Origin of the sequence: Streptomyces sp. NRRL B-24484, assembly GCF_000717715.1 — a bacterium.
GTDB lineage: Bacteria > Actinomycetota > Actinomycetes > Streptomycetales > Streptomycetaceae > Kitasatospora.
Genome location: NZ_JOAI01000024.1, coordinates 74,570 through 92,062 on the forward strand (window position 1 = coordinate 74,570; position 17,493 = coordinate 92,062).

The 17,493-nt window shown below is 74.2% G+C and carries 15 protein-coding genes; 3 read left to right on the forward strand and 12 right to left on the reverse strand.

The genetic code is table 11. The features are described 5' to 3' along the window. Positions 1-40 precede the first annotated feature (40 nt). Both IE98_RS0122400 and IE98_RS0122405 read right to left on the reverse strand, forming a co-directional pair. Positions 41-3,046, reverse strand: a complete 3,006-nt coding sequence (locus tag IE98_RS0122400) for an AAA family ATPase (RefSeq protein ID WP_030271607.1) — start codon at positions 3,044-3,046, stop codon at positions 41-43. Then, on the reverse strand, positions 3,046-4,212 hold the full coding sequence (locus IE98_RS0122405) for an exonuclease SbcCD subunit D (protein WP_030271609.1): 1,167 nt from the start codon (positions 4,210-4,212) through the stop codon (positions 3,046-3,048). The genes IE98_RS0122400 and IE98_RS0122405 overlap by 1 nt, the downstream gene beginning before the upstream one ends. A 581-nt stretch (positions 4,213-4,793) precedes the next feature. On the opposite strand from IE98_RS0122405, the gene IE98_RS0122410 reads away from it, so the two are divergent. Next, positions 4,794-5,336 carry a DUF6368 family protein gene (locus IE98_RS0122410; protein WP_159401021.1) on the forward strand — a complete coding sequence of 181 codons (543 nt, stop codon included), beginning with the start codon at positions 4,794-4,796 and terminating at the stop codon, positions 5,334-5,336. A 257-nt stretch (positions 5,337-5,593) separates the two neighbouring features. On the opposite strand, the gene IE98_RS49315 is transcribed toward IE98_RS0122410, so the two are convergent. Together IE98_RS49315 and IE98_RS42875 are read right to left on the reverse strand one after the other, a co-directional pair. After that, positions 5,594-6,103: a hypothetical protein gene (locus tag IE98_RS49315; protein ID WP_052390823.1), complete on the reverse strand. Its 510-nt coding sequence runs from the start codon at positions 6,101-6,103 to the stop codon at positions 5,594-5,596. A 110-nt stretch (positions 6,104-6,213) separates the two neighbouring features. Then, complete coding sequence (locus tag IE98_RS42875) at positions 6,214-7,488, reverse strand: hypothetical protein (protein WP_030271616.1); 1,275 nt, start codon at positions 7,486-7,488, stop codon at positions 6,214-6,216. Between the two features lie 183 nt (positions 7,489-7,671). Between IE98_RS42875 and IE98_RS0122425 the strand changes: the two genes are divergently transcribed. Continuing rightward, the gene (locus tag IE98_RS0122425) at positions 7,672-7,875 is read left to right on the forward strand and encodes a hypothetical protein (protein WP_159401022.1); all 204 of its coding nucleotides are present in this window, start codon (positions 7,672-7,674) and stop codon (positions 7,873-7,875) included. A 73-nt stretch (positions 7,876-7,948) separates the two neighbouring features. After that, entirely contained in the window at positions 7,949-8,437 is a 489-nt protein-coding gene (locus IE98_RS0122430) for an isochorismatase family protein (RefSeq protein ID WP_030271619.1), read from the forward strand. 111 nt (positions 8,438-8,548) lie between these two features. Here the strand turns inward: IE98_RS0122430 and lexA are convergent, their stop codons facing one another. From lexA to IE98_RS0122470, 8 genes are all read right to left on the reverse strand, one after another. Further along, positions 8,549-9,235, reverse strand: coding sequence for a transcriptional repressor LexA (lexA, locus tag IE98_RS0122435; protein WP_030271620.1), 687 nt, complete (start codon positions 9,233-9,235; stop codon positions 8,549-8,551). A gap of 208 nt (positions 9,236-9,443) precedes the next feature. Next, the gene (locus IE98_RS0122440) at positions 9,444-9,911 is read right to left on the reverse strand and encodes a hypothetical protein (protein ID WP_030271621.1); all 468 of its coding nucleotides are present in this window, start codon (positions 9,909-9,911) and stop codon (positions 9,444-9,446) included. Between the two features lie 232 nt (positions 9,912-10,143). Beyond that, a complete protein-coding gene (locus tag IE98_RS0122445) occupies positions 10,144-10,812 on the reverse strand; it encodes a peptidylprolyl isomerase (RefSeq protein WP_030271622.1) in 669 nt (222 codons plus the stop codon). A 185-nt stretch (positions 10,813-10,997) separates the two neighbouring features. Continuing rightward, entirely contained in the window at positions 10,998-12,284 is a 1,287-nt protein-coding gene (locus IE98_RS0122450; protein ID WP_030271623.1) for a hypothetical protein, read from the reverse strand. A gap of 215 nt (positions 12,285-12,499) precedes the next feature. Then, on the reverse strand, positions 12,500-14,134 hold the full coding sequence (locus IE98_RS0122455) for a serine hydrolase (RefSeq protein ID WP_030271624.1): 1,635 nt from the start codon (positions 14,132-14,134) through the stop codon (positions 12,500-12,502). Between the two features lie 142 nt (positions 14,135-14,276). Beyond that, positions 14,277-14,912: a MarC family protein gene (locus tag IE98_RS0122460; RefSeq protein WP_030271626.1), complete on the reverse strand. Its 636-nt coding sequence runs from the start codon at positions 14,910-14,912 to the stop codon at positions 14,277-14,279. An 84-nt stretch (positions 14,913-14,996) separates the two neighbouring features. Further along, positions 14,997-16,403 carry a nucleobase:cation symporter-2 family protein gene (locus IE98_RS0122465; protein WP_078661206.1) on the reverse strand — a complete coding sequence of 469 codons (1,407 nt, stop codon included), beginning with the start codon at positions 16,401-16,403 and terminating at the stop codon, positions 14,997-14,999. Between the two features lie 303 nt (positions 16,404-16,706). Further along, complete coding sequence (locus tag IE98_RS0122470) at positions 16,707-17,420, reverse strand: FadR/GntR family transcriptional regulator (RefSeq protein WP_030271629.1); 714 nt, start codon at positions 17,418-17,420, stop codon at positions 16,707-16,709. Positions 17,421-17,493 lie beyond the last annotated feature (73 nt).

Here is a 17,493-nt window from a genome sequence, read left to right on the forward strand (position 1 = left end):
CTACACCTCCCGCGGAGAAATTTCCGGAAACCGCCGCGCGTCAGTGGGCGGGTGCGTGGTCCAGGGCCCGGATGGTCGAGCCGTTCTCGCTCTTGCGCACGTGCATCTGGGTGGGGATGCGCCGGCGCAGGTCCCCGACGTGGCTGACCACGCCGACGGCCCGGCTGTGCGAGCGCAGTTCGTCCAGGACCTGGAGCACCTCGTCGAGGGTGACCTCGTCCAGGCTGCCGAATCCCTCGTCGATGAAGAGGGTGTCGAGGCGGCTGCCGCCGGCCTCGTGGGCGACCACGTCGGCGAGGCCGAGGGCCAGGGACAGCGAGGCGAAGAAGGACTCGCCGCCGGAGAGGGTCTTGGTGTCGCGCGTCCGGCCGGTCCACTGGTCCAGGATCTCCAGGGAGAGTCCGGAGCGGCCGCGGCCCGTCCGGGCGTCGGTGTGCGAGAGCAGGTAGCGGCCCGAGGACATCCGCTTCAGGCGGGTGTTGGCTGCGCGGGCGACGTCCTCCAGCCGCGCGGCGAGGACGTAGGCCTCCAGGTGCATGCGCAGCTGGTTGTCGGTGGAGGTGCCGGCGGCGAGCTCGGCGAGGTGCCGGGCGCGCGCGTGCTCCTCGGCCAGTGGTCCGAGCCGGGTGGTGTGCGCGGTGAGGGCGTCGAGGTGTCCGGCCAGCGCCTCGCAGCACCTCCGGGTGGTGCTCTCGGTGGTGGTGGCGGTGGTCAGCCGTTCGGTGGCCTCGGCGAGGGCGGTGTCGGCGGCCGGTGCGTCCGCGGCCTCCTGCCGGGCCGCCGCCGCGACGGCCGGGTCGTCCACGGTGGCCCGCTGGGTCGTCTGTTCGGTCTGCCAGGCGTCGCGTTCGGCCGTCAGGGCGAGGACCCGTTCGCGCGGCAGGAGTGCCTCCCGCGCCTGGAGGAGGGACGCGAAGCCGGCATCGGTGGCCTGCTCCTCGGCGTGGCGGCGGGCCCGGGCCAGGGTGGCCGCCGCGGTGTCGGCGCGCCCGACCGCGGTGCGGGCGGCGGTGACGGTCGCCCGCTGCCCGGCCAGCTGCTCGATGCGGTCGGTCACCGTCGGGTGCCCGGCCAGGGCGTCCGCCAGCCGTCGGCCGAGGCTTTCGGCGTCACTGCTGCGGGCCTCCCGTCGTCCGCGGTAGTCGGCGATGCGCCGGCCGATCGTCACGAGTTCGTCGGTGCGCTCGGCGCGCGTCCCGTCGAACTGCCGCAGCTGCTCCTCAGCAGGGGCGGCCTCGGCGGCCGCGTGCAGCAGGTCGGTGTGGGTGCGCTCGGCGTCGTCGAGGGCCCGGGCGAGGTCGGCGGTCGCGGCACCGCCCGCCACCTCTTCGGCGGAACGGGCCTGCGCCTCGTACGTGCTGACGGCCAGTTCGGCCGCCTGCGCGGCCCGGCGGGCGGCCTCGAACTCCTCGTCGGCCTGCGCGGCCTCCTCCCGGGTCGGGTGTCCCGCCGCGGCGGTCGCCGGCGCGGGGTGGGCCGGGGAGCCGCAGACGGGACAGGGGCGGCCGGGCTCCAGCTGTCCGGCGAGTTCACCGGCCATGCCCTCCAGACGGCGGGAGAGCAGGTCGACCGCCCGCTCGCGCGCGGTGTGGGCGGCCTTCTTCAGCGCCTCGGCCTCGGCGCGGGCCTCGGCAGTCGTGTCGGCCAGCGCGTCGCGCTGCCGGGCGGCCTCCAGTCGCTGGGTGAGCTGCGGCAGCGTGGCGCCGAGCCGGGTGGCCTCGGCGTGGGCCCGCTGGGCCGCCTCCAGCCGGGCGGTGTGCTCGGCGCGCCGCGCGTCCGCCTGCTGAAGCCACTCCGCGACGTCCGCTTGGTCGGCCTCGGCCTGCTCCAGTTCCGCGTCCAGTCGGGCGAGTTCGGCGGCCAGGTCGGCGGCGCGCTGCTCCTCGGGGCGCAGCGCCTCCAGCTGTCCGATGTCGTTCGTCAGCCGGTTCTCGGCGGTGGCCAGATCCGCGTCGCCGTCCCGGGTGTGCGGTTCGGGCAGGTCCTGCCGGGCCCGGTCCGCCGCCTCGGCCGCCGTGGTGTGTTCGCGGTCGGCGGCGTCGGCGGCGTTCAGCAGGGCCCGCACGGGCTCGGCGCGGGCGGCCAGGTCGACCGTCCCGGCCAGTTCCTCGAAGTGGTCGGCCCGGGCGCGCAGGTCCGCGAGGGCCGTGGTCGCGACGCGGTGGCGGTGCTGGCGCTCGGCCAGGGCACGGGTGGCCTCCGCGTGCCTGGTCGCGGCGGAGTGTTCGGCGCGGGCCGTCGCCAGTGCGGTCTGTGCGTCCCGGTACGTGGCGTCGGCGGCGGCGTGCAGCTCGCGGGCCCAGTGGAGCGTCTGCGCGGGGGTGAGCTCCGGGGTGTCGGCGGAGGGGGTGGGCGCGGTGGTGGTGATGCCGGCGGTGGCGGCGGCGTGCTGGATCCGGTCCGCTTCGCGCCACACCGCGTCCCGGGCCTCGTCGCGGAGCCGGCCGGTCTCCCTGGCGTGGTCGGCGAGCCAGCGCTGGACGGCGGTGAAGCGGTGGGTGCCGAAGAGGCGGCTCAGGACGGCGCCCCGCTCCTTGGCGTCGGACCGCAGGAACCTGGCGAACTCGCCCTGGGGAAGCAGCACCACCTGGCAGAACTGTTCGCGGCTCATTCCGAGCAGGGCGGTGATCTCGCCGTTCGTCTCCTGGTGTCCGGAGGAGACCGGCCGCCACTCCTCCGCTCCGGAGGACGCATCGGTGTGCCGCTGCCAGAGGTGCGCGGTGGCCGCCACGGGGGTGGCGCGGCCGTCCTTCTCCTGCTGGGGGGTGCGGACGATCCGCAGCCGGCGCCCCGCCATGGTGAACTCCAGCTCGACCTTGGTGGCGGTGCCGGGATCGGCGTGGTGGCTGCGCAGCGACAGCGGGTGGCGGGTGCCGGGGACGCTGCCGTAGAGGGCGAAGCAGACCGCCTCGAAGACGGTGGACTTGCCGGCTCCGGTGGCGCCGTGGAAGAGGAACAGGCCGCTCTCCGCGAGCCTGTCGAAGTCGACCTCCTCGGCGGTCCGGAACGGCCCGAAGGCCTGCAGGGAGAGGTGGTGCAGACGCATCAGGCGGTTTCCTTCGCGGCCTCGTCGACACGGGCTTCCTCGACGGCGCGCTGCAGCAGTGCCGCCTCGGCCGGGTCGGCGTCCCGGCCGCCCCTGACGTGGCTGACGAACTCGTGGGCGATCTCGGTGTCGGTGCGGTGGCGGGTGCGCTCGCCGTAGGAGGAGGCGACGGCGTCAGTGCCGCCCTCGGGCTCGAACGCGAGGTGGACGGCGTGCGGGAAGCGGCTGCGCAGCCGGTCCATCGCGTTGACCGGGTGCTGCGCGTCGGTCAGGGTGACGTGCAGCCAGGCCTCGCTCACGGCCTCGTGCGCCGGGTCGGCGAGCAGGTCCTCCAGGCGCCCGGTGAGCTGCGCGAGCGGACGGGGCACGGGCCAGGGCAGGGCCTCGGCGGTGGGGACGGCGTCGGGGTGGAGTTCGACCAGCCACATGGTCTTGGGGTGGCGGGCCTCGCCGAAGGAGTAGGCGAGCGGGGAGCCGCTGTAGCGGATGCGGTCGGTGATCCGCTGCGCGCGGTGGAGGTGGCCGAGGGCCACGTAGTCGACGCCGTGGAAGACGGACGCGGGCACCGTCGGGATGCCGCCGGCCGTGATGTCCCGTTCGCTGTCGCGGCTCTCGGCCGCGCCGGTGACGAAGGCGTGGGCGAGGACGACGGAACGGGTGCCCGCGGGGCGGGTGGCGAGGTCGGCCCGGACCCGGTCCATCGCCGCGCCGAGCACCGCCTCGTGGGTGGCGGCAGGGGCGCCGAGCGTGTCGCGGGTCATGGCCGGTTCGAGGTACGGCAGGCCGTAGAACGCGACGGGGCCGTGCTCGTCGTCGAGCACGGCGGGGATGTGGCAGGTGGCCGGGGCGGTGCGCAGGTGGATGCCGGCGCGCTCGATCAGCCGGGAGGCCACGCCGAGGCGGCCGGGCGAGTCGTGGTTCCCGCTGATCATCACGACGGGCACGCCGAGGTCCGCGAGACGGTTCAGCGCGTGGTCGTAGAGGGCCACTGCCTCCAGGCCGGGGATGGCGCGGTCGTAGACGTCGCCCGCGACGAGGACCGCGTCCACCCGGTGCGCCCGCACGGTCGCGACCAGGTGGTCGAGGAAGACCCGCTGGTGGTCGATGAGCGATTCACGGTGGAAGGTCCGGCCCAAGTGCCAGTCCGAGGTGTGGAGCAGCCGCATGGTGGCTGGCATCGACGATGACTCCTGCTTCTTGCACGGTGGTGACGGGGGTTCCGGGCGTTCCGGGGTTCCGGGCGTTCCGGGGTTCCGGCGGCGTTCGCGGCGGGCGCGGGCGCAGCTGCCGTGACGGTCGGACACCGTGCAGTGCCGGCCCGTCCGCCGGGCTCGCCGGGGCCGGGCGCCGAGCACCCGGGGTGACCACGGTGTCATCGCGGCGGGTGGCCGTACAGGTGGTGCGGGGGTCGCCGGTGGTGAACGTGCGGCGCCCCGGGGCGCGAGCGGGAGGTTGTGCTCGCCTCGGCCGCAGGGGTGCGCGGCTGCCGGGCGGAGGGCTCGTCGGTCGATCGTCTGTGCAGGTCAGGGTTGTGTGTGCGGCGTCCGGCGGCGGGTCGTGGGCGCCGGGTAGACGGCTGCCCGACTCCGGATCGGCCATGCGTTCGACGAAGTTCGGGCTCCTGGCCGTCCGGAGTGTCAGTGCCCCGGTGTAAAAGCGAGCACGGGGCTCCGTCCGGCTCCGCGTCGGAGCGTCACGTCGGCCAATGAGGTGGGGGTGTGTCGATCGGTCGGCTGGGCTCGCACTTATGGGTGGCCCTGCGTTGGTGATCGAGTTGGCGGAGCCGCTGCCCGCCTCGGTCGTCGAGCGGCTCCGGGACTTCCTCGCCGGATCGTCGTCCTGGTTCGAGGAGAAGCGCCCCGGCGGCTACGACTTCAACGTCTTCGCCGACCGGCTCGGTGTCGAGCACTCCCCCGCGGTCGACGGGCGCCGGCCGTTCCTGGTCCACGTCATGGGGCCGGGCATCGGCGACGAGGCCGTCTTCGAGGCGGAGCACGCGGACGAACCCGACCCGGTGCCCCTCATCGGCTTCAGCCCGGTATGGGCGGTGGACGTCGTCGCCGGGTGCAACCGACCGGTCGACCACCTCGCGACGGCCCTGCTGACGGCTGCCGCCATGGACGTGGTCGGAGGCGTCGCCGGCGCCGAACTGCTCGACGACCAGGTGGACCTCGTGGCCGGCCTTCCGGGTGTGCTCGCGATGACGGACGGCCCGCTGCCGACCGTCTTCGGCACGGCGGAGTTCCTGCGTGCGTGGGCCGCACAGCCGGGCTTCCGGCTGCTCAAGTAGGCGAGCGGTCGCAGCGGGGGCGCACCGTACGGCTCCGTCTCGATCGCGTCGTGGCCCGACGGCACGGTCGGCGGCGAGGGACCGGGTTCGTCCGGTTCCCACCACGCGTAGGGGGGCGCCTCGGGGACCCTCGGAAGCCCGCGTGATGCGCCCCTCGTACTGGCGCGGGTGCTGAGCCGTTCACCCGCGGACTGCTGACCGGCAAGGCTCGGCGGCTGGTCGAGGCCCGCGCCTACGGGCAGTGCGTACGAGGGTCCTCAGTCGAGCGGGGTGAACGACGGCGGAACGAGGTCCCCCACCGCGAAGGGGGCGGCCTGGCCTCCGGGCGAGACGACCTGGAGGACGAACTCGGGCACCCTCATGTCGAACCGGTGCCACGCCACCGAGTCCTCCTCCAGGGCGAGGACGGGCCACACCTCGGGGTCGGCCGAGCAGGGGAGCCAGAAGAAGACGTCGCCCTGACAGCTCTGCCCCCACGGCACGAGCCCGCCCGGGGCCGGTCGCGCGACGTACGGATCGAGGATTCCCGAGCCGTGCACGGCGGGTGCTGCCCACGCGGCCGTCAGGCGTGCGGGGGAGTCGGCTCCGCCCGCGCCGGGAACGAAGAGGTACTGGCTGAACTCCCCCGCCCCGAACACCTCCACCATCTCCTTGAAGGACCCGGGCAGCCCGAGCCCGATCTCGCCCTCCACCGCCGCCCAGTCGCACGACGAGGACCTTCCGCCACGCCACCCCACCAGCTCCGCCAGAGCGTCCACCGACGACATGCCCCGAACCATCTCCGTCCAAAGATCCGGAGGACACCGATGGGAAGACGCCGGTGTCCGAACGCGCTCACCCCGGCCCGGGGCCCGAGCCGGGGGGCTGGGGTGGGGCCTCAGGTGGTGGGGAGGCCTGCGTAGGTGCGGAGTTCCGCCTGGTCGGCGGGGATCTGCCAGCCGCGCAGGATCTCCCGGAAGTTGCCCCAGCACCAGGTGTCGTCGCCCATCGAGGCGAGGGTGGTGACCAGGCGCTGCTGGCCTTCGTCCAGGTCGGCGAAGGGCGGCAGGGCGGTGGGCGGGCGGTTGCCGAAGGCCAGGGAGAGGGCTGCGGCGGTGACGGGGAAGGCGGCCGGTCCGGAGGCCGAGGCGAGGCCGGTGGTCACGGCGGCGAGGGCTTCGGCCGGGTAGCGGTCGGCGACCTGGGTGAGGGCCAGGGCGGCGTACCCGCGCAGGTCGCCGTCGTGGAACGGGACGGTCGGCCCGTCCGACTCCGACTCCTCCTCCGAGTCGGAGTCGTCGGCCTCGACGGCGGCCAGTTCGGCGAGCACCGCGGCATCGACGGCGGACTCGGCCCCGGTGCTGCCGAGTCGGGCGAGGGCGATCGCGGCGCCCCGGCGGACCGGTGCCGCGTCGGCGGTCAGGAACGACCGGAGCCGTTCCACGAGGGCCTCGTCACCGAGCAGTCCGGCCGCGATCAGCGCGCTGGCGGCGACCGCCGGGACGGTCTCGCGGTCGGCCAGGTCCAGCAGCAGCGGCAGGGCCGCCGCGGCCTCCTCCGGGAACCAGGCGAGCAGGCGGCAGGTCTCGGCCCGGACGGCGGGCTCGGGGTCGGCCAGCAGTGCGGCCAGCGCCGGAACCTCCCGCCTGACGGCGTCGTAGGCGGCCAGTTCCGCCTCGCCCGAGGCGAGGTGGCGGTCGAAGTCGAACATGCGGCGCTGGAACTCGCGGGCCCGGCGCTCCCCCTCGTCGGTGGCCCGGGCGACCCAGGCGTCGTACTCGGCGAGCATCTCGGCCGGGTCCTTCGCCCGGAGGTCCGCCATGTCGCGCCGCCACTCCTCGACGGCGACCCCGCCGGGCAGGTGCGCCTCGTCGAAGCCGATCGCCAGCGCGGCGAGCAGTTCCACGGCCGAGGCACGGCCGGGCAACGCCGGGGCCGTGGCCATCCGGGCCAGGAAGGGCACCGCGGAGGCCGAGGCCTGGTACCGGCTGCCCTGGTGGAAGATGTTGCCGTACAGGTCGTCCAGGGCCTGCTCACGCCCGTCGGCGTCCTCGCCGCACAGGGCCCGGAGCTGGTCCGGAACGTCACCCGCCGGACCGTAGGCATGTTCCAGGGACGTCCAGTCGATGGCGTCCAGGCCTGCGAAAACGCTGTCAGTGCTCTCACTCGTCACGGGTGAGAACCTCCCACACCGCACTGACACGCCGACCGTCGAGGTACGGGCCGGCGGCCGGACGTCCTCGGCACGGGTACGAACGGCTCCGGCTCCGGGGCGCCCCGGCCTCAGTGTTGAACGCGTTCAAATGAGGTGCCAGGATGGTGCGGCTCCCTCGGGAGCGGGGAGGAGGAGCCTGACATGAATCCTGTGGCGCTGGTGCTCTCCGGCGCGTTCTTCGTCGTGCTGTTCGCGTCGCCGATGCTCGCCGTGCAGGCCTTCGGGCTGGTCGAGCGGTGCTTCGAGGTGTCCGTGCTGCGCGGGGTGTCGGCCGTCCTCGCGCTGGTGGCGGTGGTGGACGGCTCCGTCCTCGCGCTGCTGCGGCTGGGGATATTCGCGGTCTAGGCGAATCGGCCCGGTGCGCTTGCCTGTTGGGCCGCGGGCGGCAGGCCACCGGTCCTGGCCTACGATCATCTCCGTGACCGCTGCGCTGATCCTCGTCGACCTGATGCCCCGCATCATCGCCCTGCCCCTCGCCCCGCACTCCGGCGACGAGGTCCTGACGCGCTGCCGTCGGCTGGCCGAGGTGTTCCGGGAGAGCGGCCGTCCGGTGGTGCAGGTTCGCGTGGAGCGGCCGGACACGGCCGAGCAGCCGCCGGGCAGCGACTTCGCCGACGGCCTCGTCCGGCCCGGCGACGTGGTGGTCGTCAAGCGCACCGTCGGCGCCTTCCACGGCACCGACCTGCACGAGCGGTTGCGCGAGCTGGGCGTGGGCACGCTGGTGCTCGCCGGGCTGGTCACCACCATGGGGGTCGAGTCCACGGCGCGGGCCGCGAGCGACCACGGTTACGAGCTGGAGTTCGTCGCCGACGCGATGTCCGGCTTCGCCGCCGACGAGCACGACTTCACCGTGGGGAGGATCTTCCCCCGGTTCGGCGAGGTGCGGAACACCGCGGACTACTCCTGAGCCGGCGAGCCGCGACGCTCCATAGAACGCTCCACGACAGGGCGACGGCACCCCGGCTCGGCGCAGCGACGCCCGGCGGAGGGCGGCGGGCGGCGGGCGGCGGGCGGCGGGTCAGAGTCTGCGCAGGACGGCGACGACCTTGCCGAGGATCGTGGCGGAGTCGGCGGGGATCGGCTCGTAGTCGGGGGTGTGGGGCATCAGCCAGGTGCGGTCGCCGTCGCGGCGCAGCCGCTTGACGGTGGCTTCGCCGTCGATCATGGCGGCGACGATCTCACCGGACTGGGCGGTGGGCTGGCTGCGCACGACGGCCCAGTCCCCGTCGCAGATCGCGGCGCCGGTCATGCTCCGGCCGACGACGCGGAGCATGAACACGTCCCCGGTGCCGGTGAGGCGGCGCGGGAGCATGAAGACGTCCTCGGCGTCCTGTTCGGCGAGGATCGGCCGGCCTGCGGCGATGCGGCCGACGACGGGGACGTCGACGAGGCCGTGCCCGGCCTCCCGGGCGGGCGGGGGTTCGTAGCCGTCCTTGCGGCGGACCCGGTAGGCCCGGGGGATGTGCGGGTCGCGCTGGAGCAGGCCCTTGCGCTCCAGCGCACCGAGTTGGTGCGCGACCGAGGAGGTGGAGCTGAGCCCCACGGCCTGGCCTATCTCCCGCATGCTCGGCGGGTATCCCCGCCGGGCCGCGGTGGTGGCGACGTAGTCGAGGATGGCCCGCTGCCGGTCGGTCAACCTCTCCGGCTCCCCCTGGGCCCCGGCCGGACGGCCCGATCGTCGTCCCGGCGGGATCGCGTTGCTCACGGCCGGCCCCTTCCGTCGATCTTGACTCGGACTCTAATCGCCTCGGCCGGTCTTGTGAACCGCCGACCGGTCCCGGCCGGCCCCGGGCATCACCGGGCCGACACGGGCAGACACGGGCCGACACCGGGCCGACAGCGGTCGGACGCGCCCGCAGGGCCCCTCGGCCACTCCCCCGCCCGGCGGGCGGCGGGGCCTCGGCCGCCGGGCCTCAGGGCGTGGCGTAGTGGGTGACCTCGACCAGCCGGCACGAGGTCCTGCCGGTGGCGGTCGTGGTGCCCTGCGCCTTGAGGACGGTCGGCCGGTCGGGCGCGAGGCCGCTGGCGGTCACCGTGCCTTCGCCGATGCGGGTTCCGGTGGCGTCGACGAACTCGACCCGCACCAGGTAGGTGGACGCCCTCGTGTCGTGGTTGGTGACGGAGAGCTCGGCGGACGGCCGGTGCAGCGTCGGATCCACCGAGCAACTGGTGATCTCCACGTCCTTCGGCTTCTCGCCGCTGCCGGACGGGGTCGGCGTGGCCGCACGGTCGGCGGTGGCGGCTGCACCGGTCGGGGTGGCTGCAGCGGCGGCGGAGGCTTCGGCGGGGTGCTGTGCGGGAGCGGCGGCGGTGGACTGCTGGACGGGGTCGGCGTCCGGGGGTCCGCAGGCGGCGGCCACGGCGAGGGGGGCGGGGCGCATGGTGGTCCTCTGGGAGAACGGGTGGTGAGGGCCAGAAGGTATCGGGGTACTCGGCGGTAGACCTGCGGGTTGTGGTTCCGTGACTCGGGCGACACCGGTCGGCGACGGTCCGTCAGCTCCGTTGCGGCCCCGGCCTGCGGCGGTCCGTCCGGTGCGGATCCGGACGGGCCGCCGCAGGCGGTGGCGACGGGTGCTGCGATCACCCCGCGTCAGCGGCGGGGCGGCCGGACGGTCAGCGCTTGCCGAGGGCGACGTGCCGGATGTTCACGGGCAGGTTCGGGAATCCGTCGCCGGGGTTGTTCTGGTCGTCCTCACCGCCCGCGGCGATCTTCTGCAGGACGTCGAGCCCGGCCGTGACCTGGCCGAACGGTGTGTAGGCGGGCGAGAGCTTGGTGTCCTTCCAGACGAAGAAGAACTGGCTGCCGTTGGTGCTCGGGCCCGCGTTGGCCATGGCGACCGTTCCGGCGGGGTAGGTGGCGCCCTCCAGGTTCTCGTCGGGGAACGAGTAGCCGGGGCCGCCGCTGCCGGTGCCGGTCGGGTCGCCGCACTGCAGCACGAAGATCCGCTGCGTGGTGAGCCGGTGGCAGTGGCTGCGGTCGAAGTAGTCGTGCTCGGCGAGGAACCGGAAGGAGAAGGTGGTGCACGGGGCCTTGTCGGTCAGCGCCTTGAAGGTGATGGCGCCCTGGCTGGTCCGCAGCGTCGCGCTGTAGGGCTTCGCGGCCTTCTTCGCGTCGAAGACGGGGATGCCCTTGAAGTTGTCGGCCGGAACCGCCGGCGTGTAGGTGCAGGCGGCGGCCGCCGTCGCGCCGGTGGTGGCCGGCTGGGCGACGGCGGCGGTGCTGGACAGGGCCAGCGGCACGGTGGCCAGGGCGGTGACCAGGGACCAGGTCTTGCGCTTCACGTGACTGCCTTCCGAGTGGAGTTGGCGCGGACCCGTCATTCATGCCCGCCCGGACCGCGGCCATGCACTGCACGGCGAGCCGTACCTGACGACCTCGCCGACCACCGGGGCCACCGGTCCCCCACGGCGACCGGTCGTCGCAGGGCAGCGGCCGACCGCCGCGGCCGCGAGGAGCCGGAACCCGGTCAGCCGCTCGCCGTCGCGAGCGCGTGGGCCTCCCGCAGAGTACCGGTGGCGGCGGTGTTGGCGCCGACGACCAGCTGTGCCATCGCCAGGTCGGTGAGTGCCCGGACGAGGCGGTCGGTGGTGGCGGGGTCCGCCTCGTGGAGGCGGCGTTCGAGGTCGACGCTGCGCTGCAGGTTCGGGAGCGTCACCTCGTGGTAGGAGTACGGGTGCTCGTCCCGCAGGACCGCCCGGCGGACGTTGCGGCGCCGGAGCAGGGTGCCCAGTTCCGCGAGTCGGGCCGGGTCGGTGGGCCACGTCGGCGAGCCGGTGCCCTCCGGTTCGGCGGTGGCGGCCTCGACGGCCCGGTCCAGGTCGCCCAGTCCGGCCCTGAAGGACTCCCGGAGGCTGAAGGACCAGTGGTGGAAGGACACCCCCAGGACCGGTCGCAGGGCGGGCGCGGGCACAGGCCCGGGAACGGGCTCACCGGACACGGCCGGCTCGTCCCGCACGCCGGAACGGGCGAACAGCGATGCCCGGAAGCTCTCCAGGAAGCCGAAGTCGGCGATCGATCCCTCCGGCGGCAGCTGCTCGCTGGACTTCAGCGCGTCGCCGAGGAACCGGTGGGCCTCCTCGGACCGGCCCGCAGCCGCGAACCAGAGTGCGGCACCGGCCTCCCGCAGCGCCACACCGGGGCTGTGCGGCAGCCGCCGGGGGTCTTGGCGCATCCGGTCGACTCCCTCGCGCTCGACATCCAGGCTCTCGCCGGTGCGACCGGCCGGACCGAGCATCGCAACGAGCTCGATCATGCCCCACACCACCCAGAACTCGCCCTCGGGAGCCGCGGCGCGATAGGCGTCGGTCACGTCCCGGAGGAGGACCACCGCCTCGTCGAGCTCTCCGGCCTCCGCGAGGGCGAACGCCAGCGACGCCTTGAAGCCGTTGCCCGGGCCGACGACCTCGCCCGCCCGGAGGGGCTCGGACGGCAGGTGCCGTGCGAGTTCGGCGGCCTCGCGGCGGGTGGCGAGCGCGCGGTCGTCGGCGTGGGCCAGCGAGTACCTCTGGGCCAGGGAGCCGAGCGCGTAGGCCGCGGAGAGCCGGTGAGCCTCGGCGCCGCCGTCCAGCAGCCGGCGGTAGATGTCGGCGGCCTCCGCCACGAGCGCCGTGCGTTCCGCGAGGGTGCGGTCACGCGCACGGAAGGAGAAGCGCTGGAGGGTCACGGCCAGCTCGGGCAGGCTGGTGGCCGGATCGGTCCGCGCGGCCTCCCGGGCCAGCGCCACCGTCTCCTCGGTGATCTCCGCACGTTCCACCGGCTGCCCCCTGCATCGCTGTCGTCCGTGCGGACGGCCGTGCTCCGTCCGTCCGCGCGCGGCGCTCCGCCGCGTCGGCGGTGCCCGTCGGCCGAACGCTGCGGGACGGCGAACGGTTCCGCGGGCCGGCGGGGGCGGCACGGACGGAGTCGTTCAGCGTGGTGGTCATTCGGCCGAGGCTGTCCGCCGCCCGCCCGGGTCCGCCGCGGACGGGTTCAGCTGCGGGTGAAGGTTCCGAGTCCGTCGTGGTTGAACTGCTCGACCACCACGCTTGAGGCCCTCCCGTCGGCGCCCACGGTGAAGGTGACCCCGGAGAGGCCGACGGCGTTCTCCCCGCGGGTCCGGAAGCTGAACACGTCCCCGTCGTAGTGCTGGAGCGGGAACTTCAGGTCGTCCGGTCCGAGGCTCATGACCAGCTTGCCGTCCTGCGAGGTGACGGTCATCGGCCCGAAGTACCCGTTGGCGTAGGTCCCGACGTACGCGGAGTCCGCCTTGGCCGGGGCGGCGCCGGCGGGGGGTTCGGTGTAGTCGGTCGGCGAGACCTGCCCCTCGGAGGCGGCGGGCACGACCCTGCCCATGAAGCTCAGCCAGTCGACCGTCTCGTGGCCCTCCTGGGCGAGGTCGAAGAACTCCTCGGCCACGGCCTCCGGGAGGCCGATCGGCTGGCCGTTGGTCAGCACGACGATCCCGAGCTGCTCGGAGGGCAGCAGCGTCACCACGGTCGCCGCACCCAGGTCGAAGGCGCCGGAGTGGTTGAGCCGGAGCCGTCCGTGGGAGTCGTAGTTGACGTTCCATCCGAGGCCGTAGAAGCCGGCGTTGCCCGCGGGGGCGTGCGGCGGGCCGGAGACGATGTGCGGCAGCCGGGTCTGGTTCAGCGCCGTCGCGTCGACGATCTGCCGGCCCTCGAAGCTGCCGTCGGCGAGTTGCAGCCGCATCCACTTGGCGAGGTCCTGCACGGTGGAGCTGACCCCGCCGGCGGGGGCCTGCGGGTCCGGGTTCTGGGTGGTGCTGACCTGCCAGCCGGAGTCCGTCCGCACGTGGGGCGTCGCCTTGTTCGCGGCGCTGTCGTAGGCGGAGCGCAGCGAGCTGGTGGAGGTCATCCCGAGCGGCTTGTAGACGACGTCGGCCGCGAGGTCCTCCCAGGGGACGCCCTTGGCCTTGGCGACGGCGACGGCCGCTTCGGTCAGGCCGTAGTTGGTGTAGGCGTAGCTGGCGCGGAACGGTGCGAGCCGGTGGTCGCGCAGGTGCTGCAGGATGTAGTCGCGCTGGTAGCCGAGGTCCTCCAGCAGGTCGCCGGCGTGGTCGGGCAGGCCGCTGCGGTGCGAGAAGAGGTCGGCGATCGTCACGTGGCTGCTCACCCACGGGTCGGCCAGGGCGAAGCCGGGGTCGTGGGCGGCGATCGGGTCGTCCCACGTCACGGTCTTCTGGCCGACGACTCCGGAGACCACGGTCGAGCCGATCGGCTTGGAGAGCGAGGCGAGCTGGAAGACGGTGTCCGGGTCGACCGTCTCGGGCGAGCCGAGCCGGCGGAGGCCGAAGCCCTTCACGTGGAGGACCTTGTCCTTGTGCACGACAGCGAGGGCCGCGCCGGGCACGCCGGTCTTCGCCATCGCGTTCTGCACGTAGCCGTCGATCCGGGCGACGGCGGAGGCCACCTGCTGGTCCGTCAGCTGCGGTGCCGGCTGCGCCGGGGGTGCGGTCGCCGGGGCGGACGAGGGGCTCGGTGCGGGTGCGACCACCGGGCCGTTCGCCGACCCGGAGGTGCAGCCCGCGAGGAGCACTCCCGCCAGCAGCGGCACGGCCGCGCGTGCTGCGGGCCCGGTGCCCGTCCGGCCACCGTGACGAACCATCGACCACTCCCCTCGTCCGGGCGGGCGCGGCTCCGGTGCGGCGGCGCCACCACGCGAGTATTGGTCGGCGCGGGGCCGCACCGGGCGCCGCCGCGCGCCGGGGCGCGCGCAATCCACCCGTCCAGCGGCGGCCGACCACGGCTCAGTAGTGCGGGTCGGACAGGTGGACGCCCAGGCTCTCCAGGCCGGACAGGAAGACCTCCACGCCGACCGCCGCGAGCAGCAGGCCCAGCAGCCGGGACAGCACCTCCAGCACGGTGCCGTGGGTCCGCTGCAGCAGCGGCGCCAGCAGCAGGACGCAGACGCAGTCGATGACGATCACCAGGACGTACATGCCCGCGACGGTCGTCCGCCAGTTCCAGCTGTTCTCGTCCAGCGATCCGAGCAGCTCCGCCGTCACCGCCAGCGGACTGACGATGTACGGCAGCAGCAGCTCCCGGACCCCTTCGAACATCGGGTGGAGGGAGTCGGCGTCCTCGTCCCCGCCCTCGCCGAGGTGGATGCCCATCACGAGGGCGACGGCGTAGATGAAGAAGATCACTCCGCCGGCGAGTTGCAGGGACTGGTCGGAGACGTGGAAGAACGAGGTGAGGAACTCGGCCGTGTAGGCCATCAGGATGCCGACGCCCGCCGCCAGCAGCGAGCTGACCATCGTCAGCCGGCGCATCTGCCCGATCGTGCGGGTGCGGCTCAGCCGGGCGAACGCGATCAGCACCTTCTGCGGGCCGATGACCGCGAAGAAGGTCACGAAGGCGGTGACGGTGGTCAGGTCGCGCATCCCCTCATCATCGGGGGCGCCCGCCCGCCGCCCGGCACGACGCGCCTGACGCGTCGGCCGGGCGGCGCACCGGTCCGGCGGGGGTCAGGCCGGGTCCGCCACCCGGTCCGCGGCCGGGGTCCGGGGCGGCGGCGGCACGGGCGCGGGCTGGACCTCGGGCCGGCGGCCGAGGTGGTGGAAGAGCAGGTTCAGGGTGACGGCCAGCAGGCAGCCGGCGGAGATGCCGGAGTGCAGCACGGTCGCGATCTGCTCCGGGAAGGCGTGGTAGAAGCCGGGGTAGGCGATCGGGAAGATCCCGAAGGCGAGGCTGACCGCGACGATGATCGCGTTGGAGCCGACGCTCAGGTCGGCCTTGCCGAGGGTGCGCAGGCCCGCCACCGCGACCGACCCGAACAGCACCACGCCCGCTCCGCCGAGCACCGGCTGGGGCACCAGCGAGACCAGTCCGCCGACGACCGGCAGCAGGCCCATCACGACGAGGAGGGCGCCGGCCAGCGCCACCACGAAGCGGCTGCGGATCCTGGTGAGGGCCACCAGCCCGATGTTCTGGGCGAAGGCCGAGCAGATGAAGCCGTTGAACACGCCGCCCAGGGCGGTCGCGATCCCGTCCGCGCGCAGGCCGCCGGCGATCGTGCGGTCGTCCGCGGGCCGCTCCACGACCTCGCCGAGCGCGATCATGTCGGCGGTGGACTCGGTCATCGACACCACCATGACCACCAGCATCGAGACGATCGCCGCGACCTCGAACCGGGGCGCGCCGAACGCGAACGGGTGCGGCAGCTCGACGAGCGGCAGACCGGCGAGCGCATGGGCGTCCACCCTGCCGAGGGGGATCGCCACCAGGGTGCCCACGAGCAGGCCGAGGAGGATCGCGATCCGCTGGAAGAATCCGCGCAGGAAGCGGTGGAACAGCAGCACGGACACCAGGGTGACCCCGGCGAGGCCGAGGTCGGCGAGCGAGCCGTAGCCCGGCGCGGCGGGGTTGCCGCCCTGCGCCCAGTTCCCGGCGACGGGCAGCAGGGAGACGCCGATCAGCGTGATCACCGTGCCGCTGACGACCGGCGGGAAGAATCTGACCAGCCGGCAGAAGACCGGTGCCAGCAGGAAGCAGAAGAGTCCGGCGACGAGCGTGGAACCGAAGATCAGCGGCAGGGCCGCGTCCTTCTCCGCCTCGATGACGGCGAGGACCGGCGAGACGGTGGCGAAGGAGACGCCGTTGACGAAGGGCAGCCGCGAGCCCACCCGCCAGAACCCGAGGGTCTGCAGGAGGGTGGCGATGCCGGCGATGAACAGGCTGGCGGCCAGCAGGGTCGTGAGCTGCGCCGGTGTCAGACCGGCCGCGGCACCGATGATCAGCGGCGGTGCGGCGACCCCGGCGTACATGCTGGCGACGTGCTGGAGGGCGACGGTCGCCATCCGTCCGGGCGGCAGCAGTTCGTCGACGGGGTGCGGCGGCGTTGCGGGCTTCACGGGCGCTTCGCGACGTCCCATGTGCTGTCCTCCACATCCGAGGTGGTTTCGGGCCCGGGGACGGCGGCCGGAACGGGACACGGCGACGTCGGGACGACCCTGGCGGACGGCGGTGCCGTCGCCCACCCGTCGGGCCCGCGGCGAACGGGCCCGACCCAGGAACAGATCCGCGATGCGGAACGGTGGTTCCGCGATTCGGTTCCACAGAATGTAGAAAGCGCGGCCGGGACGGTCAAGACCTCCGGCTCGATTGCCCGGCCCCGCGGCAACGGCTGTCGGTACCTCCAAGGGGGGTGCCGGCTTCCTCCACGGCGGGTGGCGCGGTCAGTCGGCGCGGGCCGCCCCGAGCGAGCCGAGCATGATGTCCTCGGTGGCGCGGAGGTACTCCTCGGCGGCGTGCCCGGCCCGGACCTCGTCCCCGTCGGCGACCGCGCGGACGACCGGGGCCAGTCGGTCGGCGGCGGACGCGGCGTCCTCGAACGGGGCGCGCAGGGCGGCGCGGACGGGGAGGTAGGCGTTGAACAGCGTGTTGGTGAGCAGCAGGTACACCCGGTTGCCGGTGGCGCGGGCCAGCTCGCGGTGGACCTCGGCGTCGGCGAGCTGGGCGGCGTCCCCGTCCGGCGCGTCCCGGACGGCCTGCAGGAGTTCGTCGAGGCGCCGGGCGTGGCGGGCGGTGCGGCGGGCGGCGGCCCGGCGGGCGATGAGCGCGCCGATGTGCCGGCGGACCTCGAACACCTCGGTGAGCCAGCCGGGGTCGTGCGCGGCGAGCATCGGCAGCAGGTCGGCGCCGCCCTCGTGGAGGAAGTCGCGGATCCGGGTGCCGATGCCGTGCCGGGTGCTGATCAGGCCGGCCTGTTCGAGGCGGGAGAGGGCGTGCTTGAGGGTGGTGCGGGTGACGCCGTAGCCGGCGGCGAGGTCCCGCTCGGGCGGCAGCAGGGCGCCGGGGAGGTGGAGGCCGCTCAGGATGTCCTGGCGCAGCCGGTGGGCCAGCAGGTCGACGACGGATCGGCGCTGGATGGTCTCGGGCGGCACCGGCATCGGTCTCCTCGTTCCTCGGCTGCCCGGCCGGGCAGTTCGGTCGCCGGCCCGGGGGTCGGGCCGGTGGCGGACG